We start from the raw sequence: 19,324 nt of genomic DNA on the forward strand, positions 1-19,324 counted from the left end.
CCTTTTTTAGCTATTCACTAGGCCGAAAATCATTTTATGTGTAAGAGCGAACACTTGCTCAAAGTACTCAGGGTCAAAGCTGTTGTATTCTCTCATCGCATGTACTACCTCTGGTGACATTCTCAGAGGTGCAGAACCACAAGTAGACAAAGCAAGCAGTACTGGCGCATTCATCACGTTATTGCGGTACAGGTCCTTAGTCGTGAAACACACTCCAGCTAACTGCTGGTCGACAGCCCTAATTGAACTCTTGAATATGTGATCTGAAAATTCGCAAGGCCACTGAGATTCGTTGTATTGGTTATTCAATGCATTTCGCAGGTCAAACAATTGCTGAATGTAAGCGGCAGGATTAAGCGAAGGTTTCTCTCGATTGGCATCAATTTTGTGCATAAGCAGATTCTTGAGGCTTTGTAAGCCGTGGTATCTCGTCACTAATTCGTTTAATTTCGATTCTATCTGTTCACAAATAATGTCAGAAAAATCGTTGCCATACACTTCGATACGCGAAGCATAGAAAGCACTCACTACCGCGATCGCATCTCGAGCTTTAATGGAGTGCCATGAAAAAGGGAACTGTTGACTGAACTGCCAAATACGCTCGGCTTCTTTCTTATTTGCGCTTAACAGCATCGCAAGCATAAATTCAGGCTTATTAATTGCACCTCGCCACAGATCAAACGTAGTTAGTGGAACACTATCAAAGGCCAACAAGGCTTTAATGTACTTCCATTCAGGCGCACTAAATTCTGTCGCCAACTGACCGCAAACCACCGAGAACTTATCTAGACGATCTTTACGAGCCCCAATAGATGCCGCTTCTTCTAGTCGATTACTCGGCGACGACAACAACTCAAGGTCTTTACTCCACATCAAAGGTCTTACACCCTGTTCGGCTTCGTCAGCATAGATAAGCCAAGCACCAGGCGAAGCGTCTTCTTCAGGGAAATACCACTGTTCGTCATTCTTGATTAAAGTAATCGGTGCATAAGTTGGGTTATCCAAAGGCACCATCGAAAGTGTGCCCATAACGCTATCGCCCTCGATTTCAATCGTGCCTTGTGCTCTGTTTGGAATAAGCGCATTGCTGTATGCATTAACACTGAAATTGAAAATGGTATGTGCACTGTCCAACACCGATATCTTAACGGCTGCATCTAATGAAGATGATAGAGCTAGCAGAGACTCAATATCCTCTTTAAACGTAGCTAAGGAAAATCCGGTAGATAAAACATCGCCTTTTGGCAAAGTTCGCCTCACGTAAGCCGACTTCGAAAAAGCGCCGTAAATATCTCTAGCGAGAAGCTTGAATTCCACCTCTAGCGAATCACTGACGCCATAGCCGAATAACTCATAACGATTAAGCGTATCGACTAAAATCGCTTCAGCATTACGAACCGCTTCTCCACCTGAGCTAATCAGACAAATACCTTTAGCGGGGAATGGCAATGTTATCGACAACGACTTCGCTTGATCTTGCCACCATATCGCTACGTTAACTTGTGCTGGTGGGTGAGCTTGATGACTGAGTATATCCAAAGTGCGTTTAGGTTCATTCAGATCTTGCTGAAAATGAGATAGAACCGAGCTCGGCAGAACATCGAGTTGTTCTGCGCCCTTTAACGCAATAGATGGTAGTGGTTTATTAGAATAAAAGCCGATCTGACCAATTTGTACCGTGTGGCTCGGTTGCAGTTCAATAGAAAAATCGTCCGGTAACAAACCTACAGTAAAACGCTTAACAGGTTTGTTATTCTCAAACAAAGCGATATCGACCTTACCAAAAGGTACCGTATTCATTGACTGCCATTGTTCAAGCATTGTATTGCGCCAACGAAGCTGAGTATTTGGAATTTCTGATTGCTGACCATTTTCATCAATGGCGACTAAGCTAGGAACACCAATAAAGCACTTACTTGGATTGGTTTGATAAGGAACTGGCTGACCAACCAAATTGAATTCAAGAGGTTGCACACCTTCTCGGTCAAGTGACACACAATAGGCGTCAAAATAAAATTCCGTCTCTATTTGAGTATTAACATCATAAAGAACGCGCCCATTGATGTGACCTACCGTAGCAAGTGTGGGATGTGACAAGTGCTCTGGCACTGAAACTAAAGCGTTCGCTTCTGCACATTCGACACTTCCACCACCTTTAAGTAGCCACTCATCATTATATTGAGTGAATACCCAAGGTTCATTGGCACCAACTCCCGCACCACCAAGCACCGGAGCGTGCCACTCATTACCAGCGTCATCCGTTGCTTTCAATTGTATATCGCAGTCGAACCACTCTGCAGGAAGAGACTTAGTATAAACATCTAGTAAATAGTGCTCAGAGTCCGCACCACGTTTAAATGCCTTTGCCAATAAAAGGCTCTTACCGCCAACCGCAAACAGGTTTATGTTGTCTGGCAAATTCACGCTACTAAACAGTTGCTGTAAGAACTTGGCATTAAGACGAGACTTTAGTGTGATATCAATTTGGTTCTGCCATTGATAATCGTCATCCGATGCCGACATATCCATCATTGAGGCATAATGAGAATATGATTTACGTAGAGAACGAAGAATCTTAATAGAGTTTGGTAAACGGCGTTGAACTTCAACAGCAAGACCAAGCGCATTACCTAATAAAGTTCGCGCAGCTTCAGGTTCCATATTCAATGGTAAACCTTGCGACCAATTTGCATCGACCGTATTCAAGTAATGAAGCGGGTCGCTTTGCTCATCTAGCCCGTGTTTATCGACCAGATAATAAATGGATTCAGCAACTTGGGCGACAATGCTATAAACCGTTTCATCACGATATGATGCAGCAATATAGTGCGCGTGTGCTTTAGCAACAGATACCGCGCTTAACCGTGAGTTAGCAAATTGCCCATAATCTTGAATCACTTGTTCGAAGTAATGGGCAAGCCTGCTATTTGGGTCTTGGATAAGTGTTTGTGGTAAACCACCTTCAACCGCCACAGTGCCAAGTAACATGCGTCCCTTAGTGTTACTTAGCACCTTTCGTCCCCAAAAGCTTAACCCCTTAACAACAATCTCACTTCTTTGAGTTGATGAAATTGCGTTGGCCTGTAAGCCGAGAGACTCTAATACAGGTTCCCAAGCCCAAACGCCGCCTTGAAAAGACGTGCGCCACCACTCCGCCGCATACAATACAAAACACCCTGCCCATTCCCTTGTTGGCTTATTCGAATAGGTGTGAATGCCATTACTTTCGACGCTGGAAATCAACGACTGCTTAAGTGACTCAAACTCCAAAGCTGTCACTTTGTAGCTATAAACAGGTTGGGCATTTGGTTTGGTCAACTCTCTCGTATTAAGAATTGAAGAGAGGACATTTCTGTATGTTTGCATGGTGAACCTTGAGGTGTAATTGAGCCTTTAGCTTCGCTCGCTTCAAGCTTATTTTTATAATAAGTAATGTACGTTATTCAATCGATAGGTGAGGTGCGTATGCTTATGAAATTAATGCATTGAACGAAAATCCCTCAGGCCAGATGAGATAACTATCACCTTGCAAGTCAGACACAAACGGTACAACCCAAAGCCTTAACGATTCACTATAATCAAAACTAAATTCTATAGGCTTTTCAAAACCGCTATGGGCGGGATAGATCAATAAAAGGTCACCCGTACCATTTAAATATTTATGGCCATAAGCGAACATTTGATAGAGATCAGATTGAGAAAGCCCATAATTATGATCTTCTAAGTCGAGTAGCTTCCATTTAGTATCGAGAACTAATTTGGAGTTATCCGTTAGGGTTAGCAATAGATCAGGCTTGAGCTGAAACTGGCGTCGTCCGTTATGAGTCACAAGGTATTTTGAAGACGCTTGCGTGGTGAGTTCTGCATCGTCCGCTAGCTGACTTCTCAGTACCGAAGCAACATAACTCTCGAATACAGCTTCCATTGGGAACAATAAAGATAGCGCGCTGTTGTCACCTTTCATACTCAGTGGAGAGAAGCCATCAAGTATCAATTTTGCCCACGCAATCGGCGAATGATAGTCCACCATCCCCCTATCTAACTTAAGGGCGCTGATATCTTGTTTAACCGACTTACAACTTGGGACATCTGCAAAAGCAAACTGTAGCTCACGCAACAACTTCTGGTTGGTCGCTAGCCTTGTGTAATTGCTTAACTTCAACAGAGCCGTTTTAATCAGTCGGTTTGCAGGGCGGTTTATCAGATACTCGTCGTATTCCACATAAAATTTGTGTTTGTTAACCACGTTGTATCTAATTTGCTGAGAGACTTTAAGTTTGCCCTTTTGAAAATGAAGGCTATCCTCTTGCGTGACATAGTCACTTTTTAACCCTCGTTTCACCAAGGCATTCACCGACTGTAAAAACTGGCTTATAAACACCTCAAGCAACGGCATCTGCTTTGTAGCAATACTAGCCTGATTAGAAGCTACGTAGCGAAACGAGCCTAAATGCTGCAACATCATAAGAAGCATTTGACGAGATTCTACAATCGCCTGTTGAGAGTTTTCAGCTTTCCGTCCTGTTTTTGGCAAAACTTCAATGTGTTCACCAGTCGGTGTAAACAGTACACCAACATAGTTTTTCACTTGAATAAGCTCATAACCATAACGTTTCGTTAAGCCTAAACACTTGTTCGTTTCAGACTCGTCGGCACTTAAACTCACTTCTTTTAAATAGTTAAAGTCGTTTTTAGAAATGAGCTTGGCACTAAACTCATCGCATGCTGCTTGGTCACACGTTAAATAACCATATTCAAAAACCGTAGTATGCATGGCAATTACTCTGCGCCCGATTCAGCTTGAACCTCAGAGGATTGAGTTGATTGCTTTACATTCGTTTGGTAAACACCGATATAAGCTTTTACGTTATTCCAAACGGCAGCATTATCCGCAGCAAGCGTGTATTTCACCACTGATTGTCCGTATTGATCTAGGTTGTGTCCCTTTCCAAAAAGACTTCTCAAAGCCTCAGCCTTTTGTTCTTTCTCCTCAACAAACTGCAAGTGTTCTGGCTTTTGATTGTCAGCTAAAACCAGACGAATCTTGCTCCAATCCTCAAAGAAGTATTCTTCAAGAAGTGGAATGATCTTATTTTTGAAAACAGAAACTAAAGATCTAAATGCTTTATCTTGCTCACCTGCGTCCACCAAAGCTTTTACGGGCATAAAGAACGCATGACCTAGGGTGTGTTCACGATCATAGAGAATTTCAATCCGCTCATTTAACTTAATTAAAAGTTCTGACAGGTTGATTTCAACGTCACCATTTTTTACAACACAATCTTTGAGTAACGAAGGCTTAGGCATCATTTCCACAAAGTCGAAACGACGACGAAGTGCGGTGTCCATCATGGCGAGCGAGCGGTCAGCGGTATTCATGGTGCCAATCAAGTACAGATTATTCGGCACAGAGAAAGGTTTCTTAGATTGAGGAAGTGTCAGTTCAATAAACTCATCTGAACCCTTACGTTTTGAAGGTTCGATAAGGGTTATTAACTCACCAAAAATCTTAGATATATTGCCTCGGTTGATTTCATCAATCACCAAAACGTAGTTGTGCTTTTCCAATCGTTGGGAAGGAGGCAATTCATTAGATACAAATGTTTCTATCTGCTTCAGTGCTTTAAAAAAATACGTAGCATGCTGTTTAGCTAAACCAGAGACAGACTCAACACGTTTAACATCTTGCCTCGTTTCGACTTCTGCAAGATACAAAGACTTCAAGTCAACAAACTTCATTATCTGAGAGGATTTCCACTCCCCACAATAACGAAAACCCTCTTCTTCAATGCTGATAATCGAAACTGCGTCAGTCAGTGAAAAGCTATCAGACTCTTCAAATATCGACAGTTTGAACGCCTCCAATGCAAGATCAAATTTTTGTTCGCGATCGAGAGACTGTTGATCCCTTTGACTATCTTCTAGATTTTTTCTGGCATCATCTGCTATCTCTTTGAATACACCATCTTTAACGGCGTATTTGACTTGATCATTGTCTGTGGTAGATGCACTCAACCCTTCAACAAACTCTTCATAGCCATAGCTTTGGTGAAAAGTTACGAATCTAATGCGTTTAGAATCTGACAGTTCTTTAAACTTGGTTTGCAACGCTTGGCGTTGTTCCAGTGTTGCACCAGATGCAGAATCAATGCCTAAATTATGATAAAACTCAGGTTCAGCGGCTTTTACTGCAGCCTCAATCGTATGATAGGTTTTACCTGTGCCTGGAGGTCCATAAAGGATTTGATTAAGGCTCGGTGAGTTCATTACACTTTCCTTATTGGTTTTCTTAAAAGGCTGTTCACTATCATGGAAGCTAGCATAAAGAGTTTGTAACTCTTCCAAACTCATTTGGTAGTACTCAGTCAAGATTTGAGCTTCAAACAAGTTCAGATCATGCTTTGGCACGGCTGCACAGGTGTTAGGTCTACGAGGAGACCATATTTTATCGATACCTTCATAAGGCTTAGTTTCTGAAAGAGATACAATTTCAGCATACTTTCTAAGCTGCCACCCTGACTCAAATGGATTATTTGAGTCTTTAATAATATCAGAGGTAACAATGACCAACTTTGCTACGGAGTTTCCATAACCGAGTGACACAATGTCTCCGACTTGGATTTTTTCTAAAAAGTTTTCACCACCACCATTGCCCGTATTCTCATGTACGGCTAGATAATGGTTATCTAGCAACCAATTTTTATTTGAACCATATACAAATTTAGGACCATGAGATACTTTCCAAATGGTAGGCAGTTCTGCAGTTGGTCGAGTACTAATAATTTCATACCCTGCTTTACGCAACTCTCTTTCAGCTTTATGAGTATTTATGTCTTGATATAGCACATCAAATAGAGCTGAGTAAAAGCGTTTCGCTGGTAACCGATGACCTTCAACTTCTACAAACTGATAGAACTGAGAGTCATCGTATGTTTGAGACTTAACAATTTCGATTGCTCGTTGAACAGTAATTTTTGTCATTTTATAAACCTAAAAAATAAGGCAGCGTAATAGCTGCCTTAAATACAGGGAAAATTATGTAGATTTCTTCGCGGCTCTTTTCTTAGTCGCTTCAGCTTTTTTGGCTGCCTTGGCTAAGGCTTCGGCCTCTTTGCGAGCCTCGGCGATGCGCTCTAGCAGTTTATCGGCTGGCTCATCCTTTGGATCTTGTGCCACCAGCTCACCACGGAAGGCTTTTGCCAAGATGCTTTGGGTTAGGTTATCTACCCTCGCCTGTGCTTTTTTCACTTGCGCTTCTATGGTGTCAGCGAAAGCGAAGTATTGATCGACTAGGCGAACGATTTCTTTTTGCTCTGTGTACGACGGAACCGGAATGGGCAACTTCACCATCGCTACTTTGTTGAGTTTTACTTGGTCTTGTCCAGTAAGGAATTCGTCAATAACCAAGTGAGGTGAATTCAAAAAATAACACAAGTATTTAATGTCAATTTGTGGCTTCACTTCTAGAACATGAGCATGATTATTTACCCAGTACTTTCCATTAGCAACAAGAGCGATAGGTCGTGAACGTTGCTCTAAGTTCTTACCATCTTCAGCTAATAGGATATATTCTCCATCAAACACGTAGTCGTCAATATGATCTATGATGCCAAAAGCGCCATAATACGGGTATTCGCCTTGGCGCTTATTTCTATCTGCCTGCTTAATAGGCTTACGTTTACTATTCAATACCGCTACTAAATTACCCAGATTATCCCAACTCCAACTTTCTGGTAAAACATATGGTTCTACATGTTCAGTTAGCAGTTTTACATCAAAGTTTGCATCCCAAACGTCTTGTTCACCGTTTCCTTCTCGCCACTCTTCCGTCAGCTTACCCGACACCGCAGAAGCGAGTACCGATTGGCGGAAGCGTTTTAGCAAATCTGGGATTCCATCTAGGCGGGCTTTGATGGTGTCGACCTGTACCAATACCTCATCGAGTTTTTCAACGATGCGTTTTTGTTCGGCTAGTGGGGCTAGTGGCATCGAATAGTTAAGCAAATAATCTTTAGGTACTCGTCTATGACCAACCGATCCACTCATATTTGTTTCACAGTTAATCAGAAAGTCTCTAGTCTTCACAAACGCATGAAGATATTTGGGCTCAACTAGGTTACTAACGCTTCTTAAAACAAAGTATTCTGTGCTCCCTGCACCAATACCATTTGGAAGACCTGAAACAAGAGCGCCCTTACCGTTTTCAAAGCAAGGAGTAATTTTAGCTAGTAAAATATCGTCATTCTGAAACTGAGTATATCCCTTCTTGCACTTACCCCATGTTCTCATCTCGAATTCAATTGGCGCACCATACTTAGTTGGCACCATAGCCATAGGCACGAAACCGCATTCGCTATCGTCGTCTATGTTTGTGAATTTTTGATTAAGATAAATAGACTCTTCTAACCTTGAATCTACCCAACCTTTCGGCAACTCACTCATTACTCTGCCTCCGGCTTTTCTGCCAAGCCAAAGGCTTCTGCCACAAGTTGTTTTTGCCCTTCAGCTACATCGTCAGCACCTAATGCTTGCATCAGTTGGTAAATTTCAGACATGGCTTCGGTTAGCTCTGCCATTGCTTCACCTGCTAGTACTTCTGGCTCTGGTAGGTTTTCTGCGCTAGTGGCTTCTAGGTCTTTAAGCCATGAAATATCTAAGCTATCGCCTTTTTGATCGCGAATGTAGTCACGGCTGAATTTGCGGAAACGAGCGTTCTCGATTAGGTTTTCTACCGAATCATCACCCTCAGCAAAGATGTTGCCCAACGTCTCATAAACGCCCTCTTCACGAGGTGACTGACCATTTTTGTCTGTGCCATAAGCATTGATGAAAGCTTCAAAGTGCTTTTCAGTCAGTGGACGACGTTTACCAAAAGTGTTCATGTTGGTACGCATATCGAACACCCATGTCTCTTTAGTACAGCCTTTGTCTTGGTTCTTGTTCTCTGGCGTGCCTTTTTGGAAGAAGAGTACGTTAGTCTTTACCCCTGCGGCGTAGAAAATACCAGTAGGCAAACGCAAGATGGTGTGCAAGTTACATTTGTCCATTAAGTCACGACGAATATCAGTACCCTTGCCTCCTTCGAATAACACATTATCTGGAATCACCACCGCTGCACGGCCGCCTGGTTCTAGCGCATCATAAATATGCTGCATAAAACAGAGCTGTTTGTTGCCTGTTGGGTGAACAAAGGTACGAGTGATGTTGGTGCTTGATGCGCTGCCAAACGGAGGGTTGGTCAAAATCACGTTTGCTTGAGGAAGCGTTTCACCTGCACTGCCTAATGTGTTGCCAAGCCGAATAGCGCCCTCTTCTGCATCGCCTTCAATATCGTGCAGTAGGCAGTTCATCAGAGCTAAACGGCGTGTTTCTGGTACCAACTCCAAACCAACAAAGGCTTTGGTCATTTGGAACTCTTGATCATCATCGTCTAGGTCATCTAAATCGTTAGTTTGTGATTTGATGTACTTATCCGCCTCGATTAAGAAACCTGCGGTACCCGCTGCTGGATCTTGGATCACTTCACGTGGCTGAGGCTGCATTACTTTAATGATAGTGTTGATAAGTGAACGTGGCGTAAAGTACTGGCCCGCGCCCGATTTCGTCTCGTTCGCGTTCTTTTGCAATAGACCTTCGTACATGTCACCAAAGTCATCACGGCTTTTGCCCGTGTCACCATCGAACCATTCTAGCTTGTCCATGTTATCCACCAGCTCGGTCAGTTGGGCAGGTTGAGTAATAGTGGTATTTACGTTTTGGAAGATGGCACGAACAATGGCATGGTCGTCAGCACCAAGCTGAACTAGCATGTTACGGTAGAACTGGTGCTGCTCTTGCCCTAGCTTGGCTTTTAGATCCGCCCAGCGAAACCCTTGTGGTAACGAGTCATCTTCTTGGCCTGTCTCTTCACACATTTTAAGAAACAGTAGCGACGCCAATTCATTTACGTAGTTTTGGTAAGACACACCGCCGTCACGTAGGTTGTCACACAGCTTCCACAGTTTGGCGACCAGATCATTATTGTTCATGCTTGCTCTCTTGTTTGTTCTTACAGCTAAGTCTATTCGTTGACTGCAAAAATATGTTTAGTAGTGGCTGATTAAAGCCCTGTTGTATTGATGTCGATATTTGAAATACCAGAATCAATAGAATCTAATTTGCTTTCAATGGTGTTTAAGCTGTCATACACCACCTTGGCGTAAGAGTGCTCTTCAACCCAGTTCAGCTCTTTGTTTATATCTTGAACTTCTGTTTTGATATCCGAGACAGTTTCGAGTATTTGCTCATTAACTGCTATCAATTTCTCGAGCAGATATTCAAGGTTTTCTGTGGTCATATTTCGTCATCTCATTTGGTTTGAATACTACAATCTTAAGCGGGCTCGTCCCACATAAACTCGTTGAATTGGGTGAGTATGCTGTCTAATTCATCATTAAAGATGTTCATAAGCTTACGTTTGCCACCTTTACGCTTGTAGTTGCCCGTTTTAAAGGTGTCATCGTCAAGTACTACTTTGTCTTTAATGGATGACGCTAGGCGATCGAGCCAGTTGAACTGCTCGTCACTCCACTCTTTTTGCGCTTTGATTTTTTCTAATGCTTGATCCACTCGATCTTCGAATGGTAGTAATGCATCACCAATCGCCGCTTGTCGAATATGACCAATTAAGCGCGCTGCTACATCTTGGTTTTTGGTCTCTTTCCACGCTTTTTTCAGCGTTGGCTCATTAAAGTTTTGTGCATCGAACCACTCTTGCAGTTCTAGCAGTCCTTTACGGGTTAAGCCTCTTGGGCGGTTGATGACCACATCTAACGCTTCTTGTTGGTTGGATGATTTGTCCACCAGCGCATCAAAGGCTTCTAAGAAATCTTGTGCGGTTTCATGCTCGCCATACACGGTTTCTACTCGCAGCAGTGAATCATCCACATCGGTAAAGATTGGCATGTCACGTAAGTCGTTAATCTCTTGCTTTAGCTGCTCTAAACGACCAACCATATTGGTCACCTTGTTGAACACTTCTGCCGACCATTTCGGGCCTTTCTGCTTGAGTGTTTTAGCAAGGCTCGCAAAGTTACAACCTGCTGAGTCTTGGCAAAGTTCATCAAAGCGTTTGATTTGGCTGTCTATCTCACGTGATTTAAGGCGGCTAAACTCCGCATGACTTGAGATGCGTTGTAGCTTGGCAACCAATTGTTCATGGCTGTGCTCCGCAAAGCTTCGACCATCCGCCTCAATTGCTTTATAGGTTTCTGAATCGGTAATTTCGTTGACTAAGGTTTGCAACTCTACTTTTGGACGAACCACTACTGGACGCATGGTATCGACGCTTTGCAGTGTGGAGTACAGGTCAACGGCATCGAAGATTTTAAATGAGGTTTTACCTGCTGCCGGGCATAAGCGTGTCGCCCGGCCTTTCATTTGCTCGTATAAGATACGGCTGCGTACCTTACGCATGAACACCAAGTTACAGATGCTTGGTATGTCGATACCGGTTGTAAGTAGGTCTACCGTAACCACGATGTTAGGTAAGCGCTCTTTTTTAAAGCGAGTGATCATCGATTGTACTTTGGTGGAGTCTTTATCTGAGTCACCAGTAATTTTAATGATCGCATCATGCTCAAGCTGCGGGTATTTGGCTTTAAACGCAGTACGCAACTCTTCGACCACAGAGTCGGCATGAGTGTTGTTCACGCAGAATACGAGCGTTTTTTGTGGGCTGGTTGGATCAATATGATTAACCAGTTCTTCACACACCACTTTGTTGAAGTTTGAAGCAATGAGCGCACGGTTGAAATCCGCAACTTCAAAGCCTTGTTCGTCATCTAAGGTGTCGTTGATTAACTCACCTTGGTTAGATAGCCTCTGAACCTCGCTACCTTGAGATAAATACAACCCAGACTCACTGAGCTTAGTAATGATTCGGATTGGCGGTTCTTGATCGGTTAAGTAACCGTCGATAACTGCTTTTCGGTAGCTATAGCGGTAAACAGGTTTCTTCTGCTCACCACCAAAGATATCAATGGTGTGTAGCGCAGGTGTTGCCGTTAACGCGATTTTTACCGCATCGAAGTGATCGATGATACGGCGATAAGAAGAAATAAAGTCTTGTTCGCTTCTGAACTTCTCTTCCCCTTCTGTTTGCTCTTTATCGAGAATGTAACCACGATGGGCTTCATCGACAATAATGCAGTCGTAACGCCCTACTGGCATGACTTCATCACTTTGTAGCGTGCGCTTAACGAGAGACTGAACAGTGGCAACGTGGATCTTGGTGCTATCTTCAGGGAAGCGGTCAGTTAACCCTTTTACATTGAATATAGAGTTAAAGGTATCCCCGTTGATATTGGTGTCTTCAAATGAATCAAGTGCCTGCTTGCCAAGTGAGGTACGATCGACCAAGAACAGAACGCGCTTAAATCGCTGAGACTGAATAAGGCGATACATTAAAGCAATCGCAGTACGTGTTTTACCAGTACCTGTCGCCATGGCTAACAAGATATCTTGCTGACCATTAACAATGGCTTGCTCGGACGCTTGCACCGCTTCTTCTTGATAGTAACGTAAACCGAGGTCACTCATGTCTGCATTTCGGCTAAACCAGTTGTTGGTTAACTGGTCATCGCTTTCTAGCTTGGCAACTAACTCTTCAGGTCGGTGCCATTCAGGCAATGCTTTGGGCATATTGGTGGCATGGCGAACGTCACGATACCAGATACCACTTTTAGTTTTCGCTGCCGCTTTATAGCCACGACCATTGGCAGAAAAACAGAATGGGATTTTGAACTCTTGCATTTTAAGAGTTGAGGAGCCGTGCGAATCCGCCCACGAAGGCAAATAAGTAGGTAAAGCTTCAGCTACTTGATCGAGTTCATCTTGGCCGTTCGCGGCTTGCTGTAATTCTGAACGTAGAAAATCATTATCAAAATACTTACTGTAACGGTAAGCCTCTGTCAGCTTCGCTGAAACATCTTTGTTGTTCTTCTTCGCTTCAATGACGCCCATCGGCTTTAAGCCGACAAATAATACGTAATCAGCGAAGCCTGTTTTACCGGTTTCATCTTTGCCTGTTGGCCACTCTGCGATGGCAATATTGCGACCGACTTGTGGCCTCGTGCCGTTGGCAAAATTTAGCTTTTTGGTGTCTGCATCCCAGCCGGCCTTGCGCAGCTGGTTATCAATTAGATAGCGGGTTTCATCTTCGCTTAGATTTAGAGGGCGCGACTTGGCCTCTTCGATAATTTGTTTCTTATAAGCTTTACGCTCTACTTCAGTCTTCTTAGAAAGCTCTGTTTCTTGCTCTTTAAGTTTTGCTTCTAGTGCGCTAATTCGAGCTTGAGACTGCTCGTGTGTTTCTTCCTGCTTACTCTCTAAAACGGAGATGTAGCCATTCAGCGCGGTGAGTTTCGCCTGTTGCGCATCTAGTTCTGCTTTCGACTGTTCTTTCGCTTGGCTTTCACTTTGGCGAGCTAATGCCAATTCATGTTTCAGCGACAACACTTCTTGTTCAAACTGTTCACCGCTATCTGAGCTTGGTAAAACAAACTGAGGGACAGGAAAGTCATAGTTTTTGGTAACAAGTCGGTAGTACCAAACCGCTAAGCGGAAAGCAAAGCGCAGACACATTTCTGCATCTTGAAGATCATCATGATATTCATGTACGGCTTGGTTGCCTATTTTACGTAGCTTATGGAAGACGTTGAGAATGCTGTCATCAACAAAAGGAATTTTGCCGAGTTCACGTAGGAGTTCATGTTGGTTTTCAGGAACTTCGATATCTAACAGCTTCGCTAAGTGTTTGGCTGTCGCTTCACCAAAGATACGCAGTTTAACCAGTGTGGTATTTGGATCATCTGGGTAATTTCTCTCTGCTGCTCGAGCAATGGCGAACAAGAAATCGTTGACGCCTTTGAGGAATTCGAAGTTTGATTTTTGCATTAAATACCAACCGACTCGTCGTAATTTAGAATGTAATTTTTATTGAATAAACCGTATCTTACAATAAAAACCTTATATAAAACGGTGAAATAGGCCGCACACGACCTATTAGTTTTTACAAGATGTGACCATTGCTCACATAACATCCATTTATTCACGCAATTGCACAGTTAGCGCTCAGGCTAGCGTGCAATAACGTCCACATCTCCAAACATCTCAAAGCCTAGAAAAATGGGTCGAATAAGAAGCTCAACAGCTCATTAAGTTCTTGTTCTGTTTTTATCTTGGCACGGATAGCCGCATCACCACGCTTTAAACCCGGGGAAGCGTACGTGTTACTGTGTCTGCCTTTTTCTTCTGGGTAGACAACTTTTTCACAAGAAAGCTCTTCCAATGCATCCGCGTTGTGAGGCAGCCAAACCAATGCATGTTCACTGGTGCTAGGCTGATCGATTTGCACAACAACACCAAAGCCTGAGGTAATATCCCATGCCAATGCTTTTTTCGTTTCTCGCGTTGGCACGCCCAACTTTTCTGAAAGTGCTGTTATCGTTTTGTTCTTCACTGCTTTATCTCATTGGATTTTATCATGTTTTCATTCACGCTCTACGCTAACCGCATTGAATTTCTAAGCTTTTGAGAGCTAGTTAAATAGCTTACAAATATCCTCAAGCCGACCGATTACCACCTTTTTAAGTTCAGTTGCGTCCTTACTATTACGTGATTCAAGTTCTTTCAAAATTATAATTAGATCACCAGCATTATGCTGGGCGAAACTATATCTGGCTGTTAAATTATTAATACTTAGATCTTTCAGAGAATTACTCATCATCGTTGCATCAAATTTATAATCGCTATGTTGTATCCGATCTTTATGAGCACTCAAACGCTGAGTAAAATAGCCTGCACGGTCAACTTGAATTTTGAACTTTTCAACAAAGGTTTGAGCATTCTCATGTCCAGTTACTGCAGCCTTCGCTAACCAACGTTCACCATGGCGACGTAAGCTTGCATCACTGTTTCGCAGTAATATTTGACCCAGCTGGTTCATAGCCTCAGAGTTACCCTGATTCGCAGATTTTTTAATGTAAAGCTCATGATCTTCATCTTTGCCCAGTTGCTTAGCAACATATGCTTTAGACAAATAGACATTACTCTTCTGCTGCAGTCCAGACTGTTCTCCATATTTAGAAGTCTTAAATTCAGTTTCCCAAAAATGTTCCACCCAACGCTCTAGTTTCCTTTCCCTTTCATCCAGATAGCTTTGTTCAGGCCTTGGCAAGCCACGAGTTTCACTGTAACTATTGATAGCAGGAGGTAAACCTTTGAAATGAGGAATATTGGAATTTGGTAACAGCTTAAATTTGGTTCGCAAAAGTTTTTCACAGAAGTACTGCCACGATGTCAGGTGGTCATGGACATCAAGCTGTGACATCTCACGGATAGCTTCGATAGTAAGGTTTTTTGATTCAAACAGGCGCTTAGCATTCCATTCCGTATTTTTGAAAAAGCGTGTTTCGCTCAGATCCCCTCTCAAAAACTCGACGGCAATAACTTTGTCTAACTCAAAAATCAGCACTTCACATTGATAGATCGACTTTTCAGACAAAACCTCTACTTGCCTTGAAGATGAGTATCCTTGGCTAGTGAGGTATTGAAAAGTTAACTTAGGTAACAAAGCTCTAATGCGATTAAAGCGGGAGCTATAGTTAGACCAAAACATGGTTCGGCTGTGAATTTGCCTCGCTTCATGCTCCTCAAGCTCTAAGTATTCTCTCCCGTGATCTGATGTTAATAATCTAGATATACTCTTAAGTTCGTAATAACTTGAAATGTTAAATTTCTTTTTGAGTATGCTTTTACTTTGCTCAGACAAGGAGTACCAAAAGGAGTCATCGCTCGTTGGTAAGCATTTTTCTTCGAGAATGTCTTTTACGTGATAGCCATAATCAAAGTTTTTAAAGTGAGTGATTACGGTATCGCAAAAAGCTAGCTTATTATTGGTCGTTTTTAGGCTACGAAAACATTCTTGTAGCCATAAGTCCGCTACGCTAGTAAGTGGTTTAGGAGCGACTTTAACTAATTCAGTTGATAAATTACGTTCGTAAGAATTGGCTTTTGGCAGGCGTAAGTATTTTACGTAACTCTTCGGCGTTCTATTGTTGTCAAAGCAATATTGACTCATTGATTGATAACTTTGGCTTCTTATCGCTTGAAGCCAGTCGATCTTTTTCCGTTCTAAGTCTGCAAGTTCAGATACGCCTTGAACAATGTCCATACTTTGAATCAAATCGGGGATAATAGACGTTGGCTTACCGTCAAGCGCTAATGCTACTTTAAAGAACGCAATGTCTCCCAATGCGACATTGGTACACATTGCATACCAAATAGCACGGCAAGCATCGTTAACCTCACTTGCTTCGAGATCATTCCACTGACTATGATTTTCTACAGCATCTAGCCATTCCAAGATTGAAATTTGATCACTCTTTCCTTGGTCAACAAGTTGGATGATCTGTTTTATCGTTTTGGGAGGGAAGCTCGGTAAGTTACCCTCTAGATCACCCATGTTGTAGAAATCGTCAAATGACATTCTGTCGAGACTGTTTACTCCAGGGACGACAGGCTGATTAAAAGTAAAACCTTTATTACTCAACTGATGTCACCTCAGAAAAATAACCTAAAAACTCATCGTCTTTAAACTGGAATCTGAATTTCACTTTGCGGTCTGCTGGTTCTGTCGCTTCTTGGTTCGCCTCTATTGGCCCACGGCCTGAGATCATCGCTTTGTCAAAAAACGGTAGCTTGTGCGCAAAATCCATGCTGTTTATGTACTTCGCCACACTATTCGCTCTTAAGACACTAAGTTCCATATTACGGTCAAATGAGCCTTCTGAACTTGAATGCCCCTCAATCACGATACGGCTTACTTCGTCAGACGTTTGCTTAGATTGGAATATCACGTCGGAATAAATAGGAACAAACTGATCGAGAAACTCTTTACCAGACGGCTTCAAGCGGTACTCGTTTCTATCAAATAGAATTGAATCTAAAATTGAGATGTCACCAGTTTCAGAGTTAGCTTGAACTTCAATACCCGCCCCCTTTAAAGCGTCATTAATGCCTTTGATGATCACAACTCGAGTCGTTTGGCTATTTTCATGAACTTCCGAGATCTGAACTAACGCACTAATCAATAACAATGCAAAGATCATCAAGAGTACGGACATCAAGTCGCCAATCGACAACCAAACCCCAGATTCTTCAGCGTCGGCTGTTCTCGGGCTTGTTCTCAACCCGCGCATTACGCTTCCGCCTTAGCAACAGCTCGCTCGTCTGCTTCAAACTCTCGACGCTGTACTTGAGAGTTAATCAAGTAACCTGCAGCTTGCGATAACTTGTTATGAATAGAACTTGCAGCTGTATCAAAATCACCAAAGAAGCTTTCAAAGCTTTGGTTCGCCCTTGTGAAATATTCATCCATCGCTTTAGGTAGGTTTTCGGTAACGTCGTTAAACGTAGCAGCAGCTTTTGAATATTCTAATTTAAGCTGTCCAATCTCTCGGCCCATGGTACGCGCTGCATCTTGCAGCTCAGCCATTTTCGAAGCTTCATTTAAGCCAATGGCCTTAGCTACTTGCTCGATCGTTTTCGCTGACTTTTGTAGTTCAGTGTGTTGGGCAGTTAGTTCTTGCAGTAGGTTGTGACGAGTCTGATACTCACTTTCAAAGACTTTACGGAAATTATCAACTACACCATTTAAACCATCACGTTGCTTGCCAAGACTATCTTCAAGTAATGTGTTTTGCTGGGTAAAGTAACCGGTTAAGTTTTGCTGATACTGCTCACGGAATGCTTCTAGTTCAGTTTGTACTGTTTGTGACATTGAGATAACTTTCTTATCAATATCACCAAGCCCTGAAATCAACTCATCTTTTGCAGATGACATCAGACCGCTCGCCTCTTCACCTACCGTTTCCAGTACTTTGGTTTGGTTATCAAAAATGTCTTGCGATTCTTTCAGCAAAGAAGCAATTCGACTTTCAACATTATTGAATAGAGCTTGCTCTGCACTTTGTCGTTCAGAGAGCGCTTTATCCATTGAATCTTTAATGCCTTCAAAAGCAGATGCAGCAGTTTCTGAGCTATGTTCAAAAGCAACACGCTGTTTATCCATTCCTTCTGCTGCGCTATTCAACATTAGCTGAACTTCGTTAGCAATTGCACCCATGGCACCTTGGGTGTCGTCTTTAAAGCTACTTAAGATCTCTTTAAGCGACTCAGCAAAACCTTGAAGTTTAACCATGGTTTCTTGTTGGAATTTATCGATTGTTTCTACTGTTTCAGCTGTGCGCGTCATTACTTGTTCAACGTTACGGTTTAGCAGTTCAGATACTTCATTGTTTTTCTCTACTGCACTCGACGTTTTCTCTAGTTCAGCTACAACAGGTTCAATTAGCTGAGTCTTCATTTCACCGATCATAAGATCCATCAACTCTTTCTGATTTTGCTCTTTGATTTCTTTAAGCAATGAAAGCTCATTTTTGATTCCTTCTAAAGCAGGTGACATCTGTTTTTCGATTGACTCTGTCACTGCTGCTGAAATCGTATTCGCTATGATTTCACCATTAAATGATTGCCCTAAAGCAGACAATTGAGTAACAACTGAGTCCATGCTCCCACCCAGTTTCTCCATTACAAGCGCAGAGTTTAGCTGAGCATCAATCACTTCTTGCTGGTTTTCATTGGAGATGTTTTTCAAATACATGATTGGGCTAGCTTCTAGATATTGGCTAGCAATAGAAGCGATGAAATCACTTTGTTTTTTAGCCATCCAACTTGACGACGCTTTCATGACAACCATGAACACTGCAGATAGCGACAAGCCAACTAAAGATGTGTAAAAGGCTGTTTTCATGCCTTCTAATAATAGCGCGGCTGATTTTAAAAGTGCTTGAGATTCACCAGTCATGGAGAACTCACTTAGGCCTAACGTGATACCTAAAAATGTACCTGTGATACCTAAACTCGTTAACAGAGCTGGTACCAATTTGTATCGACTTGCGTCAAAGCTTGGCAGCATCTGCGTTATCGGAGATTTTGATAACCATTTGCCTTGTTTAGATTCTACCGAAAGAGACTCACCTTCAGCGTCATACACCAAGTGGTCTGCGACCCAAACTAATTCATCCTTACTCAATTTAGCGATTGGTAGCTGACCATCACTGAATCTTTCTCTAAGTGACGCTATAGCAGATAGCCTGCTTTTCTCATCAGAGTTGACCTTCAATGCTCTGTATAGAAAACAAATAAAGCACACGATAGTTGAACCAATGATCACTGCAGTCACAGGTTCGCTGAATAAATTCAAAATAAATTGAAACATGGT

Annotated in this window: 11 protein-coding genes; all 11 read right to left on the reverse strand. The window is 42.5% G+C overall.

Annotated features, from left to right (window positions below; all coding sequences use genetic code 11):
* Positions 1–6 precede the first annotated feature (6 nt).
* Complete coding sequence (locus OCV39_RS19475; protein WP_261889764.1) at positions 7–3,366, reverse strand: STY4851/ECs_5259 family protein; 3,360 nt, start codon at positions 3,364–3,366, stop codon at positions 7–9.
* A gap of 103 nt (positions 3,367–3,469) precedes the next feature.
* Complete coding sequence (locus OCV39_RS19480; protein WP_261889765.1) at positions 3,470–4,774, reverse strand: McrC family protein; 1,305 nt, start codon at positions 4,772–4,774, stop codon at positions 3,470–3,472.
* 5 nt (positions 4,775–4,779) lie between these two features.
* The gene (locus OCV39_RS19485) at positions 4,780–6,981 is read right to left on the reverse strand and encodes an McrB family protein (RefSeq protein WP_261889766.1); all 2,202 of its coding nucleotides are present in this window, start codon (positions 6,979–6,981) and stop codon (positions 4,780–4,782) included.
* Positions 6,982–7,035: 54 nt separating this feature from the next.
* Entirely contained in the window at positions 7,036–8,442 is a 1,407-nt protein-coding gene (locus OCV39_RS19490; protein WP_261889767.1) for a restriction endonuclease subunit S, read from the reverse strand.
* Complete coding sequence (locus OCV39_RS19495; protein WP_261889768.1) at positions 8,442–10,028, reverse strand: type I restriction-modification system subunit M; 1,587 nt, start codon at positions 10,026–10,028, stop codon at positions 8,442–8,444. Before OCV39_RS19495 ends, OCV39_RS19490 begins: the two co-directional genes overlap by 1 nt.
* 71 nt (positions 10,029–10,099) lie before the next feature.
* Complete coding sequence (locus tag OCV39_RS19500) at positions 10,100–10,336, reverse strand: hypothetical protein (RefSeq protein ID WP_261889769.1); 237 nt, start codon at positions 10,334–10,336, stop codon at positions 10,100–10,102.
* A 35-nt stretch (positions 10,337–10,371) separates the two neighbouring features.
* Complete coding sequence (gene hsdR, locus OCV39_RS19505; RefSeq protein WP_261889770.1) at positions 10,372–13,935, reverse strand: type I restriction-modification system endonuclease; 3,564 nt, start codon at positions 13,933–13,935, stop codon at positions 10,372–10,374.
* Between the two features lie 223 nt (positions 13,936–14,158).
* Entirely contained in the window at positions 14,159–14,500 is a 342-nt protein-coding gene (locus OCV39_RS19510) for a hypothetical protein (protein WP_261889771.1), read from the reverse strand.
* Between the two features lie 78 nt (positions 14,501–14,578).
* Positions 14,579–16,591, reverse strand: a complete 2,013-nt coding sequence (locus tag OCV39_RS19515) for an EH signature domain-containing protein (protein ID WP_261889772.1) — start codon at positions 16,589–16,591, stop codon at positions 14,579–14,581.
* Positions 16,584–17,240: an OmpA/MotB family protein gene (locus OCV39_RS19520; protein ID WP_261889773.1), complete on the reverse strand. Its 657-nt coding sequence runs from the start codon at positions 17,238–17,240 to the stop codon at positions 16,584–16,586. Before OCV39_RS19520 ends, OCV39_RS19515 begins: the two co-directional genes overlap by 8 nt.
* The gene (locus tag OCV39_RS19525; RefSeq protein WP_261889774.1) at positions 17,240–19,321 is read right to left on the reverse strand and encodes a chemotaxis protein; all 2,082 of its coding nucleotides are present in this window, start codon (positions 19,319–19,321) and stop codon (positions 17,240–17,242) included. The genes OCV39_RS19520 and OCV39_RS19525 overlap by 1 nt, the downstream gene beginning before the upstream one ends.
* Positions 19,322–19,324: the final 3 nt, after the last annotated feature.

This window comes from Vibrio cortegadensis, from assembly GCF_024347395.1.
Classification (GTDB): domain Bacteria; phylum Pseudomonadota; class Gammaproteobacteria; order Enterobacterales; family Vibrionaceae; genus Vibrio; species Vibrio cortegadensis.